This window comes from bacterium (genome assembly GCA_024742285.1).
Taxonomy (GTDB): domain Bacteria; phylum Myxococcota_A; class UBA9160; order UBA9160; family UBA4427; genus UBA4427.
Genome location: JANSYR010000012.1, coordinates 111,308 through 137,321, shown reverse-complemented (window position 1 = coordinate 137,321; position 26,014 = coordinate 111,308). Strand labels below are relative to the sequence as shown.

The following is a 26,014-nucleotide window of genomic DNA, read 5'->3' as shown; positions in this document are numbered from 1 at the left end:
GGATCGGCTTGAGGAGGGGGCTCGCGCTGGTGTCGGCGCTCGTCGCGCTTCCGGCTTTCGCCGGAGAGCGGGCGGTCGATCACCACTATCGTGAGGCGCTCTTCCATGCGCATCTCGGTGATCCCTTCGAAGCGCTCGCGCGCCTCGATACCGAGCTCGCCCTCCATCGCGACGTCGACGAGCGCGAGCGGGATCTGCTCTACGGCGACCTGCCCCGCGCCGAGTTCTCCGTCGGCGACTTCGAGCTGCGCTACCGCATGCACCAGCGCGCAGGTCGGGCGATGGCCGCGGTCCTCGAAGCGGACGTGCCGCCCGTGGTCCGGGCGGACGCGATCATCCGGCTCGCACGCCTCCACCAGCAGAAGGAGGGTCCGACCCTCGCGCTGGAGACCCTCGCGCTCCTCGACGAGCCCCTCCCCGAGTCGCTTCGCAAGGAGGCGCATTTCGTCCGCGCGAGCGCGCTCATGGCGCTCGGGCGCTTCGAAGACGCGATCGAGACGCTTCGTCCGCTTCGCGGCGACGAGCGACTCGACTTCTTCGCCGCCTACAACCTGGCGATCGCGATGCTCGGACAGGACGCGCCGATCGATGCGATTCGTCAGCTCGATCGGACGGGGCGACTCTCCGTCGTCGACGACGAGTCGGCCTCGATCCGAGACAAGGCGAACCTGCTGCTCGGGACCCTCCTCTTCGAAGCGGGACAGTTCGACCGGGCCACGGACGTACTCGAGCGTGTGCGACTCTCGGGCCTGCATTCGAACGAGGCGTTGCTGCGCGCCGGATGGAGCGCGGCCTCGGCGGAACGGTTCGAGCGCGCGGTCGTCCCCTGGTCGCTGCTCGCCGACCGCGACCCGACGGAGGAAGCGGTGCAGGAAGCGCTGCTCGCGCTCCCCTATGCCTACGGAGAGCTCGAGGTCCACGGCCGTGCCGCCCAGCTCTACGAACGCGCTGCCGGGACCTTCGGCCTGGAGCTCGAGAAGATCGACGCGTCGATCGGCAGCATCGAGAGCGGGCGTTTCCTCGCGATGCTCGACGACGAGCGGATCCGTCTCGACCGGGACTGGGTGCTGCGGATGCGCGAGCTGCCCGACATGCCCGAGACGTTCTACCTGACGACCCTGATCGCGTCGCATCCCTTCCAGACCGCCCTCCAGAACTACCTGGACCTGAGCGACATGCGACGGCACCTCGTCGACGGTCGCCGGAGCCTCGACGCATTCGAAGACCTCGTCCGCACCCGCCGCGCGTACTACGCCCCCCGCCTCCCGTCCATCGACCGTGCCTTCCGCAACCTCGATGCCCGCAAGCGGCTGCGCCATGAACAGCGACAGCATCTCGCCGCGAAGCTCGACGGGATGCTGACCCGACCCGCGCCGCGGCTCCTGGCGACCGGCGAGGAGCTCGAGATCTCGGAGCGACTCGACGCGCTCCGCGCGCGCATCGGATCGGGACCGGAGTCCGACGCGTTGCGCCGTCGCCTGGCGCGCCTCGAGGGGGTCGTCGGCTGGCGCCTCGAGACCCGCTACCACGATCGCCTCACCCACGTCCACGAAGCCCTTCGCCGCCTCGACGGGGACGTCGAAGCGCTCGAAGAGACGTATGAACGCTTCGTCCGCGTCCGCCAGGCGGCCCAGCACGACCACACCGGATTCGACGATTCGATCGGCGACCTGCGAAGACGCATCGACGGCGCGATCGAACAGATCGACGACGTCCGAGAAGCGCAGGGCCGTGCGCTCGAGCGACTCGCCGCGAGCGAGCTCGGGAAGCGCCGCGGTCGACTCGAGGAATACCAGAACAAGGCCCGCTTCGCGTTCGCGGACAGCTATGACCGCGCGGTCAAGAAGCAGGCGGAGCGCAACGTCGAGGGAGACGAGCGATGAGCCGCCCCGTTCGTCCATCGCTCCGAGCGGGCCCCCTCGTGTTCCTGCTGGCCGCGACTTCGGCGGTCGGCTGCGCCCGCCTCGGCGGAGAGGCCACCCTCGCCGATCTCGAGGGACGGCAGCCCGACCTCGAGGAGGTCGAGGTCGGAGACGGTCTCGCACAGGCGATGGAGGGCTATCGGCAGTTCCTCGCGGAGGCACCCGAGTCGTCGTTGACGCCGGAAGCGATGCGACGCCTCGCCGACCTGGCCCTCGAGAAGTCCTACGGAAGCCTGGGGGCGCGTGCGACGCGCGGAACGTCCGAGCCGTCGGGCGCCTCCCTACCCGTTCCTGCCGCCGCGGCGCCGACCCCGCGACGCGAGGCGCGAACGACGAAGCGCGCCCCGCGCGAGACCGAAGCTCAGCTCGAGTCCCGCACGTTCGCGGCGCAGCCACTCGCCTACGAAGAGCTCGACCCCGCCGAGATCGATCCGTCGGTCCGCGCGGAAGACACCGCCGGGCCCGCCGAAGCGATCGCCCTCTACGACCGGATCCTCGCGCGCTATCCCGACTACCCGTATCTCGACCAGGTGCTCTACCAGAAGGCGCGGGCCCTCGACGAGCTCGGACGCGTCGACGAGGCGGTCGCCGTCGCGGACCGGCTGATCGCGGAACGACCAGGCTCGCGCCACCTGGACGAGCTCCTCTTCCGTCGGGGCGAGTATCACTTCGTCCGCCGCCGCTTCTTCGATGCGGAGTCCTCCTATTCCTCGATCGTGGAGCTCGGTCCGGCGTCCGACTACTACGAGCTCGCTCTCTACAAGCTCGGCTGGAGTCTCTACAAGCAGATGCTGCTCGAAGAGGCGCTCCACAGCTACGTCATGCTCCTCGACCACAAGGTCGCGACCGACTACGACTTCGATCAGGTGGAGGACGAAGCCGAGGCGCAGCGCGTCGCGGACACCTTCCGGGTACTCAGCCTCTGCTTCTCCGAGCTGGGTGGGCCCGAAGTCATCACGCAGTTCTTCGATGGGCAGGGTTCCCGTCCCTACGAACACCGTGTCTACCGCGAGCTGGGCGAGTTCTTCCTCGACAAGCTCCGCTATGCCGACGCCGCGCAGACCTACCAGGCCTTCACGGCGCGCTATCCGAACCACGCGATGGCGCCGCGCTTCGGCATGCGAATCGTCGAGATCTACGAGGCCGGCGACTTCCCCCGACTCGTGCTCGAGGCCAAGCGTGACTTCGCCGAGTCCTACGGCGTGTCCTCTCCCTACTGGGAGCACCATGACATCGAGGCCGCCACGGAGACCCTCGCCCATCTCGAGACGAACCTGCGCGACCTCGCCACGCACGCGCATGCGCTCTACCAGGAAGACGACGAGGCCCCGCGACGCCCCGAACACTTCGCGGAGGCGAGCCGCTGGTACCGAACGTATCTCGTCTCGTTCCCCGAGAACCCGGCGACCCCGGGCCTCCATCGACGCTTCGCCGACCTCCTCCTCGAGGACCAGCGCTTCACGGAGGCCGCCGAGGCGTTCGAGACCGTGGCCTACGGATACCCCGCCCACGACGAGGCGACGGATGCCGGCTACGCCGCCGTCTTCGCCCGCCGCGAGGCGCACGCAGGCACGAACCCCGAGGAATCGGAGCCCGCGCTTCGTGCGGTCGTCGGAACCTCCCTGCAGTTCGCGACGACCTTCCCCGCGGACGAGCGAGCGGTCCTCGTCCTGGGCGCGGCCGCCGACGATCTCTATACGCTGGGCGACCACGCCGAGGCCATTCGGCATGCGACGCGACTCGTCGAGGACTACCCGGACACCGAGCAGAAGACGCTCCGAGGCGCATGGCTCACGATCGCGCACGCCTCCTTCGACAGCGAGCTCTTCGAGGAAGCAGAGCGCGCCTACCTGCGCGTGACCGAGCTCGCGCTTCCCGAAGACGAGGACGTGACGGACAACCTCGCGGCCGCCGTCTACAAGCAGGGCGAGATCGCGAAGGTCGCTGGCGACTCGAAGGCAGCCGCGGACCACTTCCTCCGGATCGCGGCGGTCGCGCCCGACTCGACGATCCGACCGATGGCCGAGTACGATGCGGCGGCCGCGCTGATCGCCCTCGAGGACTGGGGCGCTGCCGCCGGGGTGCTCGAAGCCTTCCGTGTCGATCATCCCGACCACGTGCTTCAGCGTGACGTCACGCGCCAGATGGCGTTCGTACGGCGCTCCGAGGGTGACCTCTCGAGTGCCGCCGTCGAGTACGTACGTGTCGCCGACGGCGCCGAAACCTCCGAGGAACGAGCCGAAGCGCTCACGACTGCCGCAGCGCTGCACGAAGATGCCGGCGAGCTGCGTCGAGCCCTCGACATTCTCCGGGTTCTTGTGACGGAATACACCGACCCGCTGGAACGACTGGTCGTAACACGTTTCAAGATGGCAGAGATTCACGGCAAGCTGAAAGAATCGCGCGAGCGGAGCGAAGCACTCCGGCACGTCGTCGCACTCGATGCGAAGGCGGGATCGGATCGTACGCCCGTCGTCCGCGGGCTCGCCGCGAAGGCCGCTCTCGAGCTCGTCGAGCCCGGCTTCGATCGCTACGCGGTGATCGAGCTGGACCAGCCCTTCGACCGGAGTCTCGCGCGCAAGAAGCGAAGCCTCGAGCAGGTCGTGGCGGACTTCGAAGCGCTGGTGGACTACGGCGTGGGCGACGTCACCGCGGCGGCGACCTTCTACATCGCCGAAGCCTACGGCGAATTCGGCCGTGCCCTCGTCGAGTCGGAGCGCCCTGCCGATCTCTCGGGTGGAGACCGCCTCGACTACGACGACATGCTCGAAGAGCAGGCCTTCCCTTTCGAGGAGCGGACCATCTCTCTCCACGAAAAGAACCTCGAGCTGGCCCGGACCGGTCTCGCGAACGCCTGGATCGAACGCAGCCTCTCCCGACTCGCCGAGGTCTCTCCTGGTCGCTACGCGAAGCAGGAGATGAGCACCGGCCCGCTCGAGTCCCTCGACGGGTACGTCTATCGCACACCGCTCCGCGAGGCCGTGCCGACGCCGACCGAGGCCGAGGCCGAGGAGCCCGCGGTCCTCGCCGAGGTCGAGGCGCCGACCGAGGACGAGCTCGTCACGCCCGGAGACGAAGCCGCGTCGCCCGACGTCGCCCCCGCGCCGCCCGCAGCGATCGCCCCCGCGAGCGGAGCGCCGTCGACGGCGTCCGTCGAGGAAACGAGCGAGGAGGTCGAACGATGAGCCCGACGCATCCGTTCCGCCGCCTGCCTGCACTCCTCCTGCTGGTCGGCGTCGTTGTTTCCTTCACGATCGCGTGCACCGGGGGTTCGGGCGGCACGCTCGTCCGGACGGACGACGGCTTCCGGCTGACCGAATCCGGCGGTGTCGGACTCGGCGAACGCGCACGATTCCGTGAAGCGCTCGATTCCCTCGCCGGCGACGATCTCGACGCGGCGATCGCCGCCCTCGAGGCCTCGGCAGAAGCGCTTCCCGAGCGCGCAACCCCGCGCGTGAACCTCGCGATCGCCCTCCGGCGCGCCGAGCGATTCGAGGACGCGGAGCGCGCCCTGCTTCAGGCGATCGCGCTCCACCCGCGCCACGTCGTCGCACACAACGAGCTGGGTCTCGTCTACCGGAAGCTCGGCCGACTCGAGGCGTCGCGCGAGAGCTACGAACGAGCGATCGCGCTCTATTCCGACTTCCATCCTGCGCACCGCAACCTGGGCATCCTCTGCGACCTCTTCCTCGACGACGCCCGGTGCGCCCTCGCCCACTATCGACGCTACCAGGAGATCGTCCCCGAAGACCCTCAGGTCGCCATCTGGATCGCCGATCTCGAACTACGGGCGTCGCAGTAGGAGGACGAAGATGTTCGACTCACCCCGATTCCTTCCCCTCGCGCTCGCCGTCCTACTCGGCGTCGGGCTCTTCGCTTCAGCGGCGAATGCCGACGACGGCAACTCGAGTGACGAGGAGAAGCACATCTCCGGCATGTCGATCCTCGGCAACGACGAGTCCCCGAAGTCGTTGGTCATCGTCCCCTGGAAGTCCTCGGATCTCGGCGACGATCTCGACCTCACGCGGCGCTTCGGCCAGGACCGCAGCGCTCTCGACCCCGAGGTCTTCCGTCGAAGCCTCGACTATCACGACATCCGCACGGGACACGAAGCCCGCTAGGGCCCGCGACCCGTCTCACGAACCTCGCGTCGGAACGCGTCGTCGACGACGACTTCGACACGAAGCAGGAGGCAACCGCCATGGATACGTTCTACTCGATCGTCGGATTCTTCTTGACCGGCGGCCCCTTCATGTACCCGATCCTCGTGGTCTTCGCGGTGGGTGCCGCGATCGCCATCGAGCGCTACGTCACCCTCTCCCAGGTCACGGCGCGCAACCGCGACGTCTGGTCCCAGGTCGAGCCCGCCCTCGTCGACGGCGACTTCGATCGCGCCCGCGAGCTGACCAGCCAGGACGAGTCCACGGTCGGCCGCCTGCTCAACATGGGCCTCGACCTCCAGGGCGTCGTCCGGCGACGTGAGGACATCGAGATCGCGATGGAGGAGCGGATGATGGAGATCATCCCGAGCCTCGAGAAGCGGACGCCCTACGTGGCGCTCGCCTCCAACATCGCGACCCTCCTGGGCCTTCTCGGAACGATCATGGGCCTGATCTCGGCGTTCACCGCGGTCGCGAACGCGAACCCGGCGGAGAAAGCGGATCTGCTCTCCGCGAGCATCTCGGTCGCGATGAACACGACGGCCTTCGGTCTCATCGTCGCGATCCCGCTCCTGATCACGAACCAGGTCCTCGTCGCCAAGACGACGGAGATCATCAACGGCCTCGAGATGGCTTCGGTCAAGGCCCTCAACGTGATCTCGACGAGCTCGAAGCGACGCGTGGAGGCCTGAACACCGTGACGCGACGTCATCACTACAGACGCGCGAACGCCCAGCCCTCGGAGCTGGACATGACCACCTTCCTCAACCTGATGGTGGTGCTCGTCCCGTTCCTGCTGATCACGGCCGTCTTCTCGCGGATCACGATCGTCGAGCTCGACATGCCGTCGAGCCAGGGCGGCCCGGAATCGGATACGCCCGAGTTCCGGATCGAGGTGATCGTCCGGGACGCCGGGCTCGAGATCACGAACGGGAACGTGACGATCGCGACGATCCCGATGGTCGAAGACGCCTACGACCTCTTGACGCTCAAGGAGTTGGCGGTCTCTCTCAAGCGGGATCATCCCGACTCGACGCAGGCCTCCGTCCTCCTCGAGCCGCAGGTCGAATACGACCACCTGATCCAGGTGATGGACGCCGTCCGGAGTGCCTCCCTCGACGGTTACGGCGAGGTCGTGGCGGACACGTCCGACATGCCGGAGGACGCCGAGGAGCAGCCCATGCGAGTCGCGCTCTTCACCGACATCTCGATCGGAGACGCGCCGTGAACACCTCCCGCCGAATGAAGCGGATGTCCCGCAACCTCTCGAATGCCGTCCCCAAGATGAACCTCACGTCGCTGATGGACGTCTTCACGATCCTGGTGTTCTTCCTGCTCGTGAACTCGGCCACGACCGAGGTCCTGGAGACGCCGAAGCAGATCACGCTTCCGGCCTCGACGGTCGAGGACAAGCCGCGTGAGACCGTGGTCGTCTTCGTGAGCCCCGAGCAGGTGACGGTCCAGGGAGAGGTCGCGACGACCGTCGACGCCATCCTCTCGCAAACCGGCGTCGAGATCCCCGCGATCGCAGCGCGCCTCCAGAACCTCCGCCAGAGCGTGATCGGCACCAGCACCCAGGCCGTCGCGCAGAGTCAGGAAGTCACGGTCCTCGCCGATCGATCCGTCCCCTTCGAAATCGTGAAGCGCGTGATGTCGACGTGCACCGGACAGGGATACACGAAGATCTCCCTCGCGGTGATGCAGGCCAGCGAGGAGCAGGCGCTGGCCGGCCGATAGCCGCGCGGATCCCACACCATGATCGAAGAAGCCGACGAAAGACATGGCCAGGAACTCCGCGACGAGCTGCGACGCTCGCGCGCGGACCTGGACACGACGCTCGCATCCCTGCGTGAGGTCGACGCACGCCTCGAATCGCTCGAGGCGGAGCGCCCGCGATTCGTCCATCTCGAGACCGTCTGTTCGTCTCTCGAGAAACTCGACGAGCTGGGCGCGAGCGACCTCTTCTGGCAGGCGTCCCAGCCGAGCCTCGATTCGGAACGACATCTCGAGCGCGTTCGCACTCGCATCGAAGGCTTCGAGAAGGAGATCGCGAACGTCGAGGCCCGGCGCGAGGAGCTCCTCGACGAGATCGAGCGCAAGCAGGACGAAGCCGACTGGGTCGCGGGCGAGATCCTCGAGCTGGAACGCAAGGTCGAGGAACGACAGAACGAATGGGAGATCGAGCGGGATCCTGGGGCGATCTCGATCCGGACCTCGATCATGCCCTGGGCGCGCGGCGGCGAGGACGACGAGCGTTTCCGCAAGACCCTCGCGATCTCGCTCCTCGTCAGCCTCCTGCTCGGCCTCCTTCTCCCGATGATCGATCTGCCGATTCCCGATCGCTGGGAGGTCTTCGACGAGCAGGACCGCCTCACCCAGCTGATCCGCGACGAGCGCGTGGCCGTGCCGCCGACCGTGGCCGTTCGCGAGCCGGAGCCCGTCCGCCCGAGTGAAGAGCAGGAGCCCGTCGCGCCGAACGACAGCCAGTCGGTCGCGGAAGCGGCGGAGCCGGCCCCGGCGAGCGCGTCGAGCCCGGCCGCTCGAAAGAAGGACATCGCGAGCAGCGGCCTCCTCGCCTTCAGCGAGCAGCTCTCCGGCCTCGCGACGACCGAAACCGTCGATCGACTCGGCTCGAACGCACGCATCACGGATGACGGGCGCGCTGCCGCCGACCTGCCCACGCGGTCGATGGTCGCCTCCCAGGCCGCGGGTTCGAGCGGTGGCATTAACGTCGCCGAGCTGAGCCGCGGCTCCGGCGGAACCGGCGAGCGTCTGGAGGGCGTCGCGATCCAGCGCGCGACCAGCTCGATCGGCACCGGAGGCGGAAACGGTGACCGCCCCCTCGCCGGCGGTGGACCTTCGGCGTCGCGCACGGACGAGGAGATCCAGATCGTCTTCGATCGCCACAAGGCGGCGCTCTACCGACTCTACAACCGTGCGCTGCGAAGCAACCCCACGCTCCGGGGTCAGATCGTCCTCCGTCTCGTGATCGAGCCCGACGGATCGGTCTCGCTCTGCGAGGTCAAGTCCACCGACATGAAGGCGCCCGAGCTCGCCAGCCGCGTCGTCGAACGCGTGAAGACCTTCGACTTCGGCGCCAAGGAAGGCATCCCGCCCGTCACGATCGTCTATCCGATCGACTTCCTGCCGGCCAGCTGACCCCAACTCGAGGAAACGACCCCGACCGACTTCCAGGGTCGGCGCGAGACTCGCCGCCGACACAGAGATTCAGAAAAAGGCAAAGCCATCGAAAGGTGGCGACGCAAAGTCACCGGTCTAACGGGCCCCGCACGGGCCCCATGACAGCGGGACCGCCGACGAATCGAGGCCCGATTCCGAGGGCTCTCTCGTTCCGACGCGCGCACCCGCTCGAAGTTCCCGGTGGAACGAGAGAACGTGATGCGAACGTGGGAACGGAGAAGCGCCGGGAGATTCGGCAGGGTGTTGCGCACCCTGGCCGCGATCGTCCTGTTGTCGCTCCCCGGGACCGCGGCCGCTCAGGTCGTCACCTTCAACTCGGCCACCGCCTCCTGGCGGAACGCCCAGGACAACGTCCCCGGCGTCCAGCCCGGCGATCCCGCGATCACGAACGGCGTGCCGACCTCGAGCATCAGCTGGGGCGGGGCGTTTCCGCAGAGTGGCTACGACGTCACGATCACGATCCCGGACCCGAACCAGTTCCCGGTCGCCGACTTCGCGCACCGGAACTTCACGGTCCCCGATCCGTCCCTCACGTCGGTCGATCTCGACTTCGTGCTCGAGTTCGACGTCGACGGCGTCCCGACCGGTCCGCTCACCTTCACCTTCTCGTTCACCCACGAGGAGACGCCGAACAACCTCGACCCCTGTCCCTATCCGACGCCGCCCGGAGAGGGCTGTACCGACCGCGTGATCTTCTTCGAAGCGCCGGATCCGACGACGTTCACGATCGGCGGCAAGACCTACACTCTCGGGCTCAGCTTCCTCGACCCGAGCGGCGACCCGGTCGGCGAGTTCATCACCCGCGAGGGTGGCGTCGTCAACACGGCGGACCTCGAGACCGAGTTCGCGCTCGTCCCGCCGGTCCTCGAGATGACGAAGACCGGGCCGGCGACGCTCACCCTCGCCCAGCCCGGGACCTTCACCCTCGACGTCCAGAACACCGGGCCGAACGACGCCTGGAACGCCACCCTGCTCGACGTCCTCCCCGACGGCGCGACCGGCGGCCTCTGCGACGTCCCGCCCGAGATCCTCTCGGCCCGGGTCTTCGCGGCCGACGGCGTCACGCCGGTCCCCGGGAAGGGTCCCCTCGTCGAGGGCGTGGACTACACGCGCGCGTACGCGGGAGCGCCGACGTGCGAGCTCGAGCTGACGATGCTCTCGGCGGCTTCGGTGATCGCCGAAGACGAACGCCTGATCGTCACCTATCGCGCACAGCTCGACGGCGACACGCAGGCCGGTGTCTCGCTCACGAACGTCGCCGGCGCGACCGAGTGGTACGACGACGCGTCGACGAATGCCGGTCGTGGGGTCTACACGCGCACGCTCAGCGACGGCACCGTCGGCACCGTCGACCACGAGGATGCCCACACCGTCAGCACGGATCCCCTCGACTACCTCTTCGAGAAGACGGTCGTGGACCCGGTCGCGTTCACGCCGATCACGAACGCGGTGCCGGGCGACACGCTCCGCTACCGACTCTCCTTCGAGAACCGCTCGCCGAATGCCTTGAGCGGGTTCGATCTCCGCGACGAAATCGATGCGCTGAATGCGACCCCGGTCTTCGAGCCGGGCTCCCTCGTTCTCGTGACCCTGCCCGCCGGCGTCGACGCGAGCGGCACGAATCCGTCGGGCGGGGCCGCGGGCACGGGGCTGCTGGACGTCCGTGACCTCGCGGTCGCGGCGGGCGGTAGCCTGCTCGTCGAGTTCGACGTCACGCTCGCAACGCCGATCCCGGACGGGACGCTCGCGACGAACCAGTCGGCGCTCGCGATCGCCGACGTGGCCTTCGCGCAGAGCGACGACCCGAGTGTGAACGGCGCCGCCGACCCCTTCGTCGCCGGCGACGAGGACCCGACGGTCGTGACGATCGACTCCGCGCCGGACTTCCAGGTGGAGAAGATCTCGGCCTATCCCGACGGCGACCCCGCCGAGCTCCTGGCGGGCGAGCGCCTCCGCTACACGATCACCGTCAAGAACGTCGGCACCGACGACGCGGTCGACGCGATCCTCCGTGACCCGATTCCCACGAACACGACGTACGTGGCGGGCAGCACGACGCTGAACGGCGCGCCGGTGGCCGATGGACCGGGCGGGATCTCGCCGCTCACGGCAGGCATCCTGCTGAATGCGCCCGAGGACCCGACGCCGGGAGCGATGCGCGCCGACACCTCGCCGACGGCGGACAACGTCGCGACGATCGTGTTCGAGGTCCTCGTCGACGCCGGTGTCCTCGACGGTACGGTCATCGCGAACCAGGCTTTCGTGAGCGCACCGGTCGCGAACGTGATCGACCAGCCCTCCGACGATCCTCGCACGCCGCTCCCGGACGATCCGACCCGCGACGTCGTCGGCCGCACCCCGCTGCTCTTCGCGCCGAAGAGCGTCGTCCTCGTGACGGACGGCGGCGTGATCGGCCAGGTCGATCCGGGCGATCGCCTCCGCTACACGATCACGGTCTACAACGACGGCGCGGTCCCCGCGACCCAGGTCGCACTCTTCGACGCGATCCCGACCTACACCGACTACGTCCTCGGCTCTACGACGCTGAACGGCCTCGCCGTGACCGACCCGCCGGGCGCGGACGGTCCGCTCGCCGAGCCCGGGGGCCTCCCGATCGCTTCGTCGGGCCTCACGCCGCCGCTCCCCATCGCGGGCGCGGGGGTGATCGCGCCGGGTGAGAACGCGGTCGTCACGTTCGATCTCGACGTCGAGGGGACGGCGCCCGTCGGCGGGATCATCAGCAACCAGGCCCGCGTCACGACCGACGAGCTGCCTCCCACGCTGACGGATGGCGACGGGAATCCCGCGACGGGACCCGAGCCGACGGTCGTCGTGATCGGCGGCGCCGAGCAGGTCACCATCGCGAAGCAGGTGAGCGTCGTCGGCGGCGGTCCGGCGCTGACCGGGGGCACGCTCGAGTATCTCGTCACGGTCCGCAACGTGGGCAGCGCCCCGGCGATGAACGTCGTCGTGACCGATCCGATCCCGGCGGGCACGACCTACGTCCCCGGCTCCGCCACGATGAATGGCGCGACCGCCGGCATCGTCGACGGCGGCGGTGCCCTCCTGACGGCGGACTACGGCGCCACCTACGGCGACCTCGCGGTCGGCGGCGTGGTCACGCTGCGCTTCCAGGTCGTGATCACCGCCCTCATGGGCACGCCGATCACCAACACCGCCGACGTCACCTGGGGCGCCGCGGGCATGGCGAACGCCAGCGTCACCATCACCGTCGGCGGTACGCCCGGCGTCGGCACCCTGAGCGGCAGCGTCTGGCACGACCAGGACTTCGACGACGTGAACGGCGGCCCGACCGACGACGCGCTGGCCGGCTGGACGGTCGAGCTCGTGCGCAACGGCGCGACGATCCAGACCGCGACGACCGATACGAACGGCGCCTGGGTATTCCGGGCGATCCCGCCGAACGACCTGAGCCCCGACACCTACGCAGTGCGCTTCCGGGCGCCGGGGGCGGGGGTGAATGCCGCGTCGATGGGCGCGACCGTATCGCCCTACACCGACGGGCAGCAGGAGATCACCGCGATCGTACTCGCCTCGGGCGGACTCGCGACCGACCTGAACCTGCCGGTGACGCCGAACGGACTCATCTACGAGTCGATCGCGCGGACCCCGGTCGCCGGCGCGACGCTCCAGATGCGCAACGCCGGCTCGGGGACCCTGCTTCCCTCCAGCTGCTTCGCGGACCCGAACCAGCAGGGCCAGGTGACCCCGACGAGCGGCTGGTACAAATTCGACCTGGTCTTCGGTCCGTCGTGTCCCGACGGCGGCGCCTACCTGATCGAACCCCGAATACCGACCGGGGGCGCCTTCAGCGATTCGCTCTCCCTCCTGATCCCGCCGCAGAGCGACGACTCGACGCCGCCCTTCTCCGTCCCCGCGTGTCCCGGGAACGCCGGCATCGACGCGATCCCCGCCACGAACCAGCACTGCGAAGTCCGCCCCGACGCGAACGCGCCGAGCGAGCCGTCGGGCGATCCGGGCACGAACTACCAGCTCCACGTGACGCTCAGCAGTGCCTCGAGCGGAACGAATCAGATCTTCAACAACGCGATCCCGCTCGATCCGGTCCTCGGTGGCGCCGTCTCGATCCGCAAGACCACCCCGAAGATCGACGTCACCCGCGGCGAGCTCGTCCCCTACGAGATCGTCGTGAACAACACCCTGGGCGTCCCCCTCGGCGACCTCGAGATCATCGACCGCTTCCCCGCCGGCTTCCGCTATGTCGAGGGCTCGGCGCGGCTCGACGGCGCCCCGACGGAGCCCGTCCGGACGGGTAACGAGCTCGTGTGGACCGGCCTCACGCTCGCCCCCTCCACGCCGCGCACGATCGTCCTGCTCCTTGCGGTCGGCGCCGGCGTGACGGAAGGCGAGTTCACGAATCGCGCCTTCGCACTGAACACGATCAGCGGCGGCGCCGTCTCGGCCCAGGCGAGCGCGACCGTCCGTGTCTCTCCCGACCCCACCTTCGACTGTACCGACGTGATCGGCAAGGTCTTCGACGACCGGAACCGCGACGGCCGTCAGGATCCCGGAGAGCTCGGCCTTCCCGACGTCCGGCTGGTCACGCTGCGGGGCCTCGCCGTCCGCACGGATCCCCACGGTCGCTTCCACATCACCTGCGCGATCGTCCCGAACGAACGCCGAGGCAGCAACTTCGTCCTCAAACTCGACGACCGCACGCTCCCGAGCGGCTACCGCATGACCACGCGCCAGACGAAGGTCGGACGCGCGACGCGGGGCAAGACGCTCGAGCTCGACTTCGGCGCGGCGATTCAGCGCGTGGTCGGTCTCGACCTCTCGGACGTCGTCTTCGAGCCCGGCGGAACGACCCTGCGCGCCCACTGGGCATCGCGCCTGCCGCTCCTCCTCGACGAGCTCGGGAAGGCGGAATCGATCCTGCGGCTCTCCTATCTCGCGGACCGCGAGGACGAAGCCCTCGTTCGCGCGCGACTGAAGGCGGTCGAGGCGCTCATCCGCGAACGTTGGCAGGATCGAGACGGCGATAAGCTCGAGATCGAGACCGAGATCTTCCGTCGCGCGGATGGTCGCGCGACCCGAACGCCCCTGCGGCGCCCGAGTGCGGACGAGACCAGCGCGATCCAGGGCGCCCTGCCCCACGTGGGCGCCGGTCCCCCTGCCCTCCTCTCGGAGATCGCGCCGGACGCCGGGCAGTCGGGGGAGCGCCACCTCTCGCCGGACGAGACGTCGACCCTCTGGGCAACCGATCCGGAGGCGGCCCGCGAGTCGACCTCCGACCGTCTCGAGTCCCGTGCGGTCCTCGAGGACGCCGTCGACACGATCAAGCTGACCGACGTCGTCCCGCCGATCCGCTTCGAGTCGGGTCGCGCGGACCTCCCGCCGGACGTGGTCGCGGCGATCCGCGACCAGCTCGCGTCGATGCAGCACCTGCAGAACGTGCGACTCCACCTCGTGGGCCACGCCGACGACCAGGCGCTCTCCGCCGAGCTCCGCGCGCGATTCGGCGACAACGAGGGGCTCTCGCGCGAACGGGCCGGCGAGATGGCGGAGCTGCTCCAGCGCGCCCTCTCCCTCCCGCCGGAATCGATCTCGTTCTCCTGGGTCGGAGCCACCCAGCCCCTCTCCTCGAACGACACACCCGAGGGCCGAGCGCTGAACCGTCGCGTCGAGGTCGAGATCTGGTACGACGAGCCCCGCGCCGTCGCGGGGACCGAAGACGTCGTGGTTCGCGAGGACGTGCGTCGATTCAAGGTCTGCCGGACCGAGACCGTCTGCAAGCTCCGCTACCGCGACGGCCACGAGAAGCGCGCGCGTATCCGCAACCTGATCCAGCCGCTCCCGTACCGAGACGAGCTGACCGATCTTCCGAACCGTTTCGTCGCACAGATCCGGGAGACCCTCGAGCGTCTGGCGGATCGCCGGAACGTGACGATCAAGCTCATCGCCCACACGGACGACGTCCCGCTCGAGGGTCGCGCCGCCCGGATCTACGGCGACGCCCGCTCCCTCTCGAAGGCTCGCGCCCGCCGGGTCGCGCTCCAGCTGATGGACGCCCTCGATCTGCCCTCCGCCGCCGTCGACAGCGACGGACTCGGCGCTTCGCGGCCGGTCGCCTCGAACGCGACGGAACGCGGACGCGCACTCAACCGACGGATCGAGGTCGAGTTCTGGTACGACGATGCGCTCCTCGAGCTCCCGAACGAGCCGCAGATCTGTCCGAGCGACGATGACGCGGATACGGCGGTGACCCGGATCCACGAGCCGAGCGAGGGAAGTCTCCCTCCGCTCGCATTCGTCGACGGCGAGGCCGTGATTCCGGCGGACTTCCTGGACCGACTCGAGCGCGCTCTCTCGGAGATCGCCGAGCGCGAGGCGCCGCGCGTGCGCTTCATCGGCTACACGCGGAACGCGGGCCTCACGCGTCGCGTCGCCGATGTCTACGGCGACGACATCGGCCTGTCGACGTCGCGGGCGCGGCGGACGCTCGAGCGGGTGCAGGAGCTGCTCACGCTGCGTGACGACCAGGTCGAGCACGAGGGACGGGGCTTCGTTCACGCGGACGACGTCGTGAACGGGGGCTTCTTCCAGGGCGATTCCGATCACATCCGGGTCCAGGTGGTCTACGACGAGCCGGCGATCGACGATCGACGCGACGGCATCGAGGCCCTCGCCCTGACGCGCGAGCTCGAGCCGCAGGCGCCGCTCTCACTGAACCCGATGCGCATCACCGTCGACGGCGTGCCGATCGACGACCCCCGTCGCAACTCGGCCGACATCCAGCGCTGCACCGACGTCGCGCTCGAAGACGCAGAGATCGCCTTCCGCTTCGACGACCTCGAGTCCGAGCGAAGACTGAGCCTCTCCTCGACACCCATGACGTCGACCGGCGAGCCCGTTCGCTTCCGCATGTACAACAACTACCCGCACTTCATCGAGCGGGCGGAGGTCCGGATCTTCGTGCAGGGCGACTCGGTCCGGGACGAGCCGATCGCGATCGCCGAGCTCGACGCCGACGGAGAAGGCAGCTGGACCCCGGATCCGAGCCTCGCCCGATCGCCCTTCGAAGCGCTCGCGGTCGTGCTTCGCGTCTACGACGAGGACGGCCTCTGGGACGAGACGGCCCCGCAGTCGCTCTGGCTGGCGCCCAGCGAGAGCGGCGAAGGCCCGCTGGACGCCTTCGAGCCGGAGATCACGGAGGGCGAAGCACTCCTCGCCGGCTACGGCGAGAGCGACCGCACCGTCCGCAACATCCCGATCGGAAGCGCCAGCAGCGTGCGCATTACCGGCGACGACATCCCGGCGGGCCACACCGTCTGGCTGGCCGGAACCGAGCTGCCCGTGAACCCGGACGGTCAGTTCACCGGCGAAGTGCTGCTGCCGGCCGGTCTGCACACGGTCGAGGTGGCGGTCCTCGACGAGGAAGGCAACGGCGAGCTCTTCCTGCGCGACCTCGAGCTCGAACGGAACGACTGGTTCTTCGTCGGCCTGGCCGATCTCACCCTGTCCACGGATCTCGGCGACGGACCGTCGGATGCGCTCGACGGCACCAACGGCCCGGACCTCGATGACTGGGCGAACGGCCGGCTCGCCTTCTTCACGAACGGGAAGTGGGGCGAGGACTGGGAGCTCACCGCCAGCGCCGATACGCGTGAAGGGCCGATCGACAACCTGTTCTCGAACTTCCTCGACAAGTCGCCTCGCCAGCTCTTCCGTCGGCTCGATCCCGACTACCACCTCCCGACCTTCGGCGACGACAGCTCGGTCGAAGAGCTCGCACCGACCCTCGGCAAGTTCTACGTGAAGCTCGAAAAGGGCGACGACCACCTGCTCTGGGGCAACTTCCTCGTTCGCTACGACGACAACGAGCTCGCCCTGGTCGAGCGCGGACTCTACGGTGCCAACCTGCGGACGCAGTCCACGGACACGACGAGCTTCGGCGAGCGCCGGATCCTCCTCGACGCGTTCGCCTCGGAGCCCGGGACCGTCCCGAGCCGCGAGGAATTCCGCGGAACGGGCGGCTCGCTCTACTTCCTGAATCGCCGCGACCTCCTGATCGGCTCCGAGCGACTCCGCGTCGAGGTCCGCGACAAGGCAACGGGTCTCGTGCGCGAGGTCGCGCGTCTCCAGCCCGAGCTCGACTACGACGTCGACTACATCCAGGGCCGTGTGCTCCTGAGCGAACCGCTCTCGGCGATCGCCGACGATCGCCTGCTCGTCCGGAACGACGGACTGAGCGGCGACGAAGTCTGGCTGGTCGTCCAGTACGAGTACACACCGGGCTTCGACGAGGTCGACGTCCTGAACGCCGGTGCGCGCGCTCACTATTGGATTGGAGACCTCGCGAAGCTCGGCATCACGGTCAACCGCAACGAGGCGTCCTCGACCGACACCAGCCTCTACGCCGCCGACCTGACCTTGCGACGCAGTGCCGGCTCCTGGCTCAAGATCCAGGCGAGCCGGAGCGAGGGACGCCTTTCGACCTCGCTCCTCTCGAACGACGGCGGATTCGACTTCGAGCCGTCGGCGGATCCCGCCCTCGAAGAGGACGACGCCTACGCCTATCGCGTCGACGCGAGCGTCGAATTCGCGGAGTGGATCGCCGCGATGCGGGGCCGCTTGACCGCCTACGGCCAGCGGCTCGACGCCGGCTACTCCGCGCCGGGGCTCAACGCCGCAACGGACACCGAGCAGTTCGGCGCCACCCTCGATCTTCCCGTGGGCGAAGACATCGAGCTCCGCGCGAAGGCCGACCATACCGAACAGGAGGACGGCCTCGTCCTGACGGCCGCCGAGGTCGACGTCCGGGTGACGATCGCGAACGACTGGCAGATCGAGGCGGGCGCGCGGCACGAGGATCGTCGCGACGACTCGGCGGTCGTGGCGGTGACCCAGGAGGAAGGCGACCGGACCGATGCCGTTCTCCAGGTCGGCTGGGACGGCGACGGACGAGTCCAGGCCTATGCCTTCGGACAGGCCACGGTCCGATCGACGGGTGACCGCGACGACAACCACCGCGGCGGCGTCGGCGGCGAGTACCGGATCAGCGACCGCCTCAGTCTGGACGGCGAGGTCTCCCACGGCGACCTCGGTCCGGCCGCGCGAGCGGGCAGCCACTACCAGCACGACGAACGGACCCAGCTCTACATGAACTACGCGCTCGACAACGAGCGTGGCTTCGACGGGCTCAGCGCGCGACGCGGGAGCCTGACCACCGGCGCACGATCACGATTCGGCGACAGCGCCAGCGTCTACGCCGAGAACCAGTACCAGCACGCGTCGGTCGTCGGTCTCACTCGCGCGGTCGGCGTCGACTACGCGCCGGCCGAGCGCTGGACGGTCGGCGTGAGCTGGGAGGACGGCGAGACGCGGGATCGACGGACGGCGGCGGACACCACTCGCCGCGCCGCCGGCCTTCGGGGGGGCTTCTCCGGCGAGGACCTCCAGTTCTCGAGCGGGATCGAATACGTCTTCCTCGACACCGAGCAGGGGGATGGTTCGCATTCGGAGCAGTCGACCTGGCTCTTCCGCAACAATCTGAAGTGGCAGATGGACGAGGACGGACGCCTGCTCGCGAAGTTCAACCACGCGATCAGCGACAGCTCCGAAGGGGACTTCTTCGACGGCGGCTTCACGGAGGCGATTCTCGGCTACGCCTACCGACCGGTGGCCCACGACCGCTTCTTCTCGCTCGTGAAGTACACCTACTTCTACAACGTCCCGACCGCGGACCAGACGGGGCAGAACGGCACCTCCGCCCAGTTCCTGCAGAAGAGCCACATCGCCTCGATCGATGCGAGCTACGACCTGACCGACTGCTGGACGATCGGTGCCCGCTACGCCTACCGGCTGAGCCAGGTCAGCCTCGACCGCGAGGACCCGGACTATTTCGACAACGACGCGCACCTCGGGATCGTGCGCCTCGACTGGCGATTCCTCGAGGACTGGGAAGCCATGGCCGAGGGCCGCGTCCTCGCCCTCCCCGATCTCGACGAGCGCCGCGCCGGCGCGCTCACCGCCGTCTACCGCTACTTCGGCGACCACCTGAAGGCCGGCGTCGGGTACAACTTCACCGACTTCTCGGAAGACCTGACGGACCTCTCCTACGACCACCACGGCTTCTTCTTCAACATCGTGGGCACGTTCTAGCCCTGCGCGGTCGCACGACTCCGCCCGCAGCGGGTCTGCGACGCAGCGCGATGCGAAGCCGGGCGAGATCCGCGCGAGACGAGCGAAGGGCCCGGGCCGATCGCTCGTCGTCGGGGGATCCTACTCGGGGAGGCCGAGGACGCGCTTGGCGATCACGTTGAGCTGGATCTCGTTCGTTCCGCCCCAGATCGAGTCGGCCCGCGTGATCAGCCACTTCTTCGTTCGCTCGAGCTGGGCGGACTCGTACCCCGGTCCATCCCATCCGAGGCTCTGGGTCCCGGCTGCATCGACCGCGATGTCCTGCTCGTTCTTGACCATGTTGGCCCAGCGGAACTTGCCCAGGGATCCGATGTCGCGTCCCTTCTGACCGGCGCGCGCCTCTTCCGCGGCGCGGCGCATCGTCAGTCCGAGCGCGCGCTTGTCGATCTCGTGCGCGGCGAGGCGCTCGCGAAGGGTGGAGTCCGCCAGGACCCCGCCTTCGAGCCCGACCTCACGCTTCACGAAGTCGCTGATCGTCTCCTTGGCGGCGCCACCGATCCCGCCGTCGCTCGAGCCGTCCGTGCTCCGCTCGTGCTGGAGGAGGCGCTTGGCCACCGTCCATCCGCCGTTCAGCGGACCCACGACGTGCTCCGCCTTGGCCCGGGCGTTGTCGAAGAAGACCTGCGAGAAGTGCGCGGAGCCGTCGATCAGCGTGAGCGGCGCCACCTCGACGCCGTCCTGGTGCATCGGGAAGAGGATGAAGCTGATGCCCTCGTGCTTCGGCGCGTCGAAATCGGTCCGGACGAGGCAGAAGATCCAATCGGCGCGATCGGCGCCGGTCGTCCAGATCTTCTGACCCGTGATGACGTACTCGTCGCCTTCCTTCTCCGCGCGGCACTGCAGGCTCGCGAGGTCGGAGCCCGAGCCGGGCTCGCTGAAGCCCTGACACCATCGCATCGTGTGCTTCGAGATCTTCGGCAGGAACTCCTGCTTCTGTTCCTCGGTCCCGTACTCGAGCAGCGTCGGACCGAGCATCGACACGCCGAAGCTGCTGACGACCGGCGCGCGCACCTTCTTGAGCTCCGCCTTGAGCGCCGCGGTGTGCTTGCGATCGAGGCCGCCACCGCCGTACTCCTTCGGCCAATCCGGCGTGATCCAGCCGTGGTCGGCCATCACGCTGATCCACTTGCCGAGGGGCTCCTTGGGGAGGTCGGGGCGATTGCCGACGCGGAGCTCCTCGGGGAGGTGCTCTGCGATGATCGCGCGGACTTCTTCCTTGAACGCTTCGAGGTCTGCCATCGGAGTGCTCCTCTTCTTTACCGGGTCTAGTAGCCCTGCAGCGTCGCGAAGCGGCGCTGGTGATAGGTCTCGTCACCGAGGCTGAGCTCGGCGGCCTTGAGTCGCTTGAAGAAGAGACCGATCTCCTCTTCGTCGGTCATGCCGATCCCACCGTGCATCTGGATCGCTTCGGCGCCGATCAGTCGACCGGCCTTGCTGGCCTGGGCCTTCGCCGCGCTCACGCACTGGGCCGCGTCCTCGCGTCCCTCGTCGACGGCCGAGAGGGCGTCGCGCACGATCGAGCGAGCGAACTCGAGCTCGGAGAACATCTCGGCGGCGCGGTGTCGGAGCGCCTGGAACGTCCCGATCTTCTCGCCGAACTGCTCGCGGTCCTTCAGGTACTGCAGCGTCCGCTCGAAGGCTTCTTCCGCCGTCCCCAGCATCTCCGCAGCCAGACCGACCGTCGCCTGGTCGATCACCCGATCGAGGAGGTCTGCGTTGCCGAGCAGGCGATCCGCCCCGACCTCGACGCCGTCGAACTCCACCTGCGCGACGTTCCGTCCGTCCACGCGGTTGTTGCGCGTGATCGTCACGCCCGAGGCGCTCGCGTCGACGAGATAGAGCGCGAGACCGTCCCGATCGCCGACCGCACCGGCCGTCCGCGCGACGACGACGATCTGGTCGGCCACGTGGGCATCGAGCACGTGAAGCTTCGTGCCGCTGATCGCGCCGCCCTCGACCTTCGTCGCCACACCGTAGGGATCGAAGCGGCCCGTCTCCTCGAGGGCGAAGGCGACGATCCGGTCCCCTTCCGCGACCGCCGGCAACACGTCCTTCTGGAGCGGCTCGTTGCCGCTCAGTCGGACGGCGTTGGCGCCGAGCAGCAACGTCGAGAGAAGCGGCTCGGGGGCGAGCACCCTGCCGCATTCCCACAGCACGACGCCGAGGTCGGCGACGCCCATCCCGCTCCCGCCGTGGTCTTCGTCGAGCAGGATGCCCAGCCAGCCGAGGTCGGCCATCTGACGCCAGATCTCGGGCGTGTAGCCCTTCTCGTCGAAAGCATCGCGGAGCTCGCGCATCCGGGTGACGGGGGATTGGTCTGCGAGGAAGGTCTGCGCGCTCTCGCGCAGCATCAGCTGCTCTTCGCTGAGGATGACGGCCATCTCGGGGGTCTCCTTTCCGGGCGATGCGGAGCGCCGGGAGATGCGGAGCGGGGTCGCTCGGCGTCGGTCCGGTCGCCTGTGCTGGCCGGGAGAATCGGATCCAGCCCGGCGGAGTCGCGCCGGGAGCGGCGCGCGCGAAAGAGAGGGGTATCAGATGCGGGGGCCTTCGTCGGCAATGCCGGCCGAACCGCGCGTCACTCCGAGGCCGGCCGACGCGACGATTCGCCCTCCCCCGTCCTGCGCGCGGGGCGGCCCGGGCGGCGCTGAACCGGGGCCGGGCCAGCGCACGGGACGGCGGGTCCCGCTCAGTCGTTCAGCAGGGCGCCGTAGACGATCGACTTGAGCTGCCCGCGGAAATCGAAGGTCCGGGAAGGCATGAGCTGGGTCAGGAACACGACCGTGAGGTCTTCCACGGGGTCCACCCAGAAGACCGTGCTGGCCGCGCCGCCCCAGGCGAACTCGCCGGGCGTGCCCACGTTCTGCCCCCGCACGGTATCGAGGATGACCGAGAAACCGAGGCCGAAGCCCGTCCCCTCGTAGGGCGTCTCGGCGAAGGAGCCGATGCTCGTTTCGGTCAGGTCACGTCCCTCCGGAAGATGATTGCGGGTCATCAGATCGAGGGTCTTCCGGCCGAGGATGCGCGTTCCGTCGAGCGTCCCACCCCCGAGCAGCATGCGGCAGAAACGGAGGTAGTCCGCCGCGGTCGAGACGAGGCCGCCGCCGCCCGACAGGAGCGTCACGCCTTCCTTGTACTCGCTGTCGAGCGGGTCGTCGACGAGGCGAAGCGTCTTGTTCCGCCGCCGCTCGTAGTTCGCGGCGAAGCGCGGGAGGTCCGCATCGGGCACGCTGAAGCCGGTGTCTGCCATGCCGAGGGGGTCGAGGATCCGCTCGCGAAAATAGGCGTCCAGCGACTGGCCCGAGAGGACCTCGACGAGACGACCGCAGACGTCGGTCGAGACGGAGTAGTTCCAGGCCGTCCCCGGCGAGAACTCGAGCGGCAGCGCGGCGAGGTCGGTCGTCATTTCCTCGAGGGTCGCGCTCCGCTTCTTGTCCCCGATCCCTGCCTTGCGGTACCCGGCGTCGACGTTCGTCCGCGCCATGAACCCGTAGGTCAGGCCCGACTGGTGGGTGAGCAGGTCCCGGATCGTCATCGGCCGCTCGCAGGGCACCGTCACGTAGTGCGGATACACACCCTGTTCGTAGACGCGCAGGTCCCGGAACTCGGGGATGTAGCGATGGACGGGATCCGAGAGCGAGAAGCGCGCCTCCTCGTGGAGCTGCATGAGCGCCACCGAGGTGATCGGCTTCGTCATGGAATAGATGCGGTAGATCGTGTCCTCGGCGGCGGCGGTTCCGCGTTCGAGGTCCGCCTTTCCGAGCACGCTGTGATGGGCGAGTCCGCCGCGGCGGAACACCAGGACCTGGCAGCCGGGAATCTTGCCGGGATCGACGTAGTTCTCTTTCAGGTGGCGGTCGACGTGGGCGAGCTGTTCGCTCGACAGGCCGACGGACTCGGGTCGCACGGTTTCCATGGGCGCCTTCCGGGAGGGTTCCTTCGCCCTCGCAGTGTAGTGAGCACGAGGCGCTTCGCCCCGCCGCCGACGCCCCCCGAGCCGCCCTTGCGCTGGACGAACGACGCGCTTCAGCCTTCGCCGCGGTCGGACGATGTCCGATACTCTCGAATCCGCTCCTCCCCTTCGAGTCTGGGAACCCGATGCTGAAACGCGTGCTCTGGATCGTCGGTGGCCTCCTCGCCGTTCTCGTCGCGGTCGCCGCCTCGGGCGCGTTCCTCGTCTGGCGATTCTCGCAGCGGGATCCGATCGAGCACCTCTACACCGACAACTGCGCGGTGTGCCACGGCTCGAATCTCGAGGGCGCGGCCCAGGGGCCGCCCCTGGCCGGACGACCGCTCGTCCACGGCGACACGATGCCCGACCTGATCGCGAGCATCCGCGACGGCTACGCCGCGAAGGGCATGCCGCCGTGGGGGGCCGTCCTCGACGAGGACGAGATCAAGAGCATCGCCCTCTACGTCGCCGAGCGCCGCGACGGCCAGCGCTTCCTCGACATGGAGACCGACACGGAGCTCGCCGTTCCGACTCAGGTCGTCGAGACCGAGGCGCACGCCTATCGCCTGGAGGTCGTCGCGGACGGCCTCGCGCCGCTCCCGTTCTCGATCGCGCCGCTCCCGAACGGCGACATCCTGATGACCGAGAAGACGGGCGGCCTCGTCCTCGTCCACCCGGACGGCGACCGGACGGTCGTGCGCGACACCCCGCGCGGCCACGACCATGGGCTCGAGCTCGTCTCGCTCCCGCTCGGACTCGGCTGGCTGCTGGACGTCGACCTCCACCCCGACTTCGAGAACAACGGCTGGGTCTACCTCCACTACACCGACCGCTGCGAGGACTGCAACGCCGTCAGTCGCGCGACGCCGCTCCCGGTCTCGATGAACAAGCTGATCCGCGGCCGGATCCGCGACGGCGCCTGGGTCGACGAAGAGACGATCTGGCAGGCGGACCCCGAGCACTACACCGTGACCCCCGATCTCGGCTCCGGGGGGCGGATCGCCTTCGATCCCGCCGGCTACGTCTTCATGAGCATCGGCATCAAGGGTCTCTCCAACTTCGACGGCGTCCAGGATCTCGGCAAGCCCTACGGGAAGGTCCTGCGACTCCACGACGACGGGCGGATCCCTCGCGACAACCCCTTCGTGGACGTCGAAGGCGTGATCCCGGCGATCTGGACCTACGGCCACCGGAGCCCCCAGGGCCTCGAGTTCGAGCCGGAGACCGGCAAGCTCTGGGAGGCCGAGATGGGCCCACGCGGCGGCGACGAGATCAATCTGCTCCGCCCCGGCCGCAACTACGGCTGGCCCCTCTACTCCCTCGGACAGGACTACGACGGCACGCCGGTCGAGTACGGGAACATCCTGGGGATCGAGCTCGACCTCACCTCGATCGTACAGCCCATCGTCGACATCACGCCCTCCCCCGCGATCTCGAGCTTCGTGATCTACGAAGGCGACGCGTTCTCCGACTGGCAGGGGGCCTTCCTCGTCGGCTCACTCAAGGGCAGCGACCTCTTCCGCGTCCTGATCGAGGACGATCGCCACGTCCGAACGGAGCTCCTCGTTCGCGACCTCGCGCGCATCCGCGACGTCGAGGTCGACGCGCAGGGCCACGTCCTCCTGCTCCTCGAGCACGAGAGCGGAGGCCAGATCGTGCGAATGGTTCCCGCGGAAGCGCCCTAGTACGGCTGGTCGCCGACGATCGTGACCCGTTCCATCCGCCGCTCTTCGGGCCAGAAGTCGTTGGTCGCGAAGTGCTGCGTACAGCGGTTGTCCCACATCGCGATCGAATCCTTCTCCCAGCGGAAGCGGCACTGGACGTTCGGACTCATGATCGCCCGCTCGAGATGGTCGAGGATCGCCTTGCTCTCCTCGGCGTCGACCCCGTCGACATGGGTCACGAAGCTGCAGTTCGTGTAGATCGCCTTCTCGCCGGTCTCCGGATGGGTGCGCACGACCGGGTGGTGCTGGACCGGATACTTCTCGCGCATCTCGGCCTTCTTCTCCTCGGGCACGCTCCGACCGAAGACGTTCATGTAGTCGTGGGACGCGGTCAGGCCGTCGATCCGCTCCTTCCACGCAGGCGAGAGACGCTCGTACGCCATCACCGCGTTGGCAAAGCAGGTGTCGCCGCCGACCGGAGGAATGACGCGCCCGCGCAGGATCGATCCGAGGGACGGGGCCTTCCGCCAGGTCACGTCGCTGTGCCACATGTTCGCGGCGTAGGGGCGTTCCTCGGTCGACGTGATGTGGACGATCTCGGGATGCTCCGGAAGGTCCGGCGCGAAGGGATGGCGCTCGAGCTCCCCGAAGCGGCGCCCGAAGGCGATGTGCTCCTCGATCGTGAGGTCCTGGTCGCGAAAGAAGAGCACCTTGTAGTCCATCCAGAGCTTCCGGACCTCGGCCAGGCCGGCGTCGTCGAGGGAAGCGAGGTCGACTCCAAGGATCTCGGCGCCGAGCGCCGCGGTGGCGGGGCGGATCTCGAAGGGCATGGGTGCGGGCCTCCGGAGGGTGAGCGAGAACGATACCAGGCGATCATCGCGAGGCATCGACGGTCCGCGCGTACCGTGGGTCATGAGGCCGGGGCTATGCGAT

At 68.6% G+C, this 26,014-nt stretch carries 14 protein-coding genes and 1 riboswitch; of the genes, 10 read left to right on the top strand and 4 right to left on the bottom strand.

Going from position 1 to position 26,014, the window contains the following annotated elements; all coding sequences use genetic code 11:
• The first annotated feature begins 29 nt into the window (after positions 1–29).
• The 9 genes from NXI30_20505 to NXI30_20465 all read left to right on the top strand — a co-directional run bounded on the left by NXI30_20505 (position 30) and on the right by NXI30_20465 (position 19,429).
• Complete coding sequence (locus tag NXI30_20505; GenBank protein ID MCR9096611.1) at positions 30–1,883, top strand: hypothetical protein; 1,854 nt, start codon at positions 30–32, stop codon at positions 1,881–1,883.
• The gene (locus tag NXI30_20500; protein MCR9096610.1) at positions 1,880–5,107 is read left to right on the top strand and encodes a tetratricopeptide repeat protein; all 3,228 of its coding nucleotides are present in this window, start codon (positions 1,880–1,882) and stop codon (positions 5,105–5,107) included. Before NXI30_20505 ends, NXI30_20500 begins: the two co-directional genes overlap by 4 nt.
• Positions 5,104–5,724 (top strand): tetratricopeptide repeat protein, encoded by a 621-nt coding sequence (locus NXI30_20495; GenBank protein ID MCR9096609.1) that lies wholly within the window; start codon positions 5,104–5,106, stop codon positions 5,722–5,724. Before NXI30_20500 ends, NXI30_20495 begins: the two co-directional genes overlap by 4 nt.
• Before the next feature lie 10 nt (positions 5,725–5,734).
• Positions 5,735–6,043 carry a hypothetical protein gene (locus NXI30_20490; protein MCR9096608.1) on the top strand — a complete coding sequence of 103 codons (309 nt, stop codon included), beginning with the start codon at positions 5,735–5,737 and terminating at the stop codon, positions 6,041–6,043.
• 80 nt (positions 6,044–6,123) lie between these two features.
• A complete protein-coding gene (locus NXI30_20485) occupies positions 6,124–6,774 on the top strand; it encodes a MotA/TolQ/ExbB proton channel family protein (protein MCR9096607.1) in 651 nt (216 codons plus the stop codon).
• 59 nt (positions 6,775–6,833) lie between these two features.
• Positions 6,834–7,310, top strand: coding sequence for a biopolymer transporter ExbD (locus NXI30_20480; GenBank protein MCR9096606.1), 477 nt, complete (start codon positions 6,834–6,836; stop codon positions 7,308–7,310).
• Complete coding sequence (locus tag NXI30_20475; protein MCR9096605.1) at positions 7,307–7,819, top strand: biopolymer transporter ExbD; 513 nt, start codon at positions 7,307–7,309, stop codon at positions 7,817–7,819. The genes NXI30_20480 and NXI30_20475 overlap by 4 nt, the downstream gene beginning before the upstream one ends.
• 18 nt (positions 7,820–7,837) lie before the next feature.
• Positions 7,838–9,241 carry an AgmX/PglI C-terminal domain-containing protein gene (locus NXI30_20470; GenBank protein MCR9096604.1) on the top strand — a complete coding sequence of 468 codons (1,404 nt, stop codon included), beginning with the start codon at positions 7,838–7,840 and terminating at the stop codon, positions 9,239–9,241.
• Positions 9,242–9,309: 68 nt separating this feature from the next.
• Positions 9,310–9,401: riboswitch (cyclic di-GMP riboswitch) on the top strand.
• A gap of 122 nt (positions 9,402–9,523) precedes the next feature.
• Positions 9,524–19,429 carry an OmpA family protein gene (locus NXI30_20465; GenBank protein MCR9096603.1) on the top strand — a complete coding sequence of 3,302 codons (9,906 nt, stop codon included), beginning with the start codon at positions 9,524–9,526 and terminating at the stop codon, positions 19,427–19,429.
• A 120-nt stretch (positions 19,430–19,549) separates the two neighbouring features.
• On the opposite strand, the gene NXI30_20460 is transcribed toward NXI30_20465, so the two are convergent.
• The 3 genes from NXI30_20460 to NXI30_20450 form a co-directional block, all read right to left on the bottom strand.
• The gene (locus NXI30_20460; GenBank protein ID MCR9096602.1) at positions 19,550–20,707 is read right to left on the bottom strand and encodes an acyl-CoA dehydrogenase family protein; all 1,158 of its coding nucleotides are present in this window, start codon (positions 20,705–20,707) and stop codon (positions 19,550–19,552) included.
• 26 nt (positions 20,708–20,733) lie between these two features.
• The gene (locus tag NXI30_20455; GenBank protein MCR9096601.1) at positions 20,734–21,849 is read right to left on the bottom strand and encodes an acyl-CoA dehydrogenase family protein; all 1,116 of its coding nucleotides are present in this window, start codon (positions 21,847–21,849) and stop codon (positions 20,734–20,736) included.
• Between the two features lie 305 nt (positions 21,850–22,154).
• Complete coding sequence (locus NXI30_20450; protein MCR9096600.1) at positions 22,155–23,381, bottom strand: beta-lactamase family protein; 1,227 nt, start codon at positions 23,379–23,381, stop codon at positions 22,155–22,157.
• Positions 23,382–23,563: 182 nt separating this feature from the next.
• Between NXI30_20450 and NXI30_20445 the strand changes: the two genes are divergently transcribed.
• Entirely contained in the window at positions 23,564–25,102 is a 1,539-nt protein-coding gene (locus tag NXI30_20445; protein MCR9096599.1) for a PQQ-dependent sugar dehydrogenase, read from the top strand.
• Here the strand turns inward: NXI30_20445 and NXI30_20440 are convergent.
• The gene (locus NXI30_20440; GenBank protein ID MCR9096598.1) at positions 25,099–25,911 is read right to left on the bottom strand and encodes a TauD/TfdA family dioxygenase; all 813 of its coding nucleotides are present in this window, start codon (positions 25,909–25,911) and stop codon (positions 25,099–25,101) included. The genes NXI30_20445 and NXI30_20440 overlap by 4 nt on opposite strands.
• Between the last annotated feature and the right edge of the window lie 103 nt (positions 25,912–26,014).

What these genes read in the sequence shown, in the direction of transcription:
- NXI30_20460 (MCR9096602.1), bottom strand. Translation starts at nt 20,707, where the DNA reads ATGGCAGACCTCGAAGCGTTCAAGGAAGAAGTCCGCGCGATCATCGCA.
- NXI30_20490 (MCR9096608.1), top strand. Translation starts at nt 5,735, where the DNA reads ATGTTCGACTCACCCCGATTCCTTCCCCTCGCGCTCGCCGTCCTACTC.
- NXI30_20480 (MCR9096606.1), top strand. Translation starts at nt 6,834, where the DNA reads ATGACCACCTTCCTCAACCTGATGGTGGTGCTCGTCCCGTTCCTGCTG.
- NXI30_20500 (MCR9096610.1), top strand. Translation starts at nt 1,880, where the DNA reads ATGAGCCGCCCCGTTCGTCCATCGCTCCGAGCGGGCCCCCTCGTGTTC.
- NXI30_20495 (MCR9096609.1), top strand. Translation starts at nt 5,104, where the DNA reads ATGAGCCCGACGCATCCGTTCCGCCGCCTGCCTGCACTCCTCCTGCTG.
- NXI30_20445 (MCR9096599.1), top strand. Translation starts at nt 23,564, where the DNA reads ATGCTGAAACGCGTGCTCTGGATCGTCGGTGGCCTCCTCGCCGTTCTC.
- NXI30_20455 (MCR9096601.1), bottom strand. Translation starts at nt 21,849, where the DNA reads ATGGCCGTCATCCTCAGCGAAGAGCAGCTGATGCTGCGCGAGAGCGCG.
- NXI30_20440 (MCR9096598.1), bottom strand. Translation starts at nt 25,911, where the DNA reads ATGCCCTTCGAGATCCGCCCCGCCACCGCGGCGCTCGGCGCCGAGATC.
- NXI30_20485 (MCR9096607.1), top strand. Translation starts at nt 6,124, where the DNA reads ATGGATACGTTCTACTCGATCGTCGGATTCTTCTTGACCGGCGGCCCC.
- NXI30_20450 (MCR9096600.1), bottom strand. Translation starts at nt 23,381, where the DNA reads ATGGAAACCGTGCGACCCGAGTCCGTCGGCCTGTCGAGCGAACAGCTC.
- NXI30_20470 (MCR9096604.1), top strand. Translation starts at nt 7,838, where the DNA reads ATGATCGAAGAAGCCGACGAAAGACATGGCCAGGAACTCCGCGACGAG.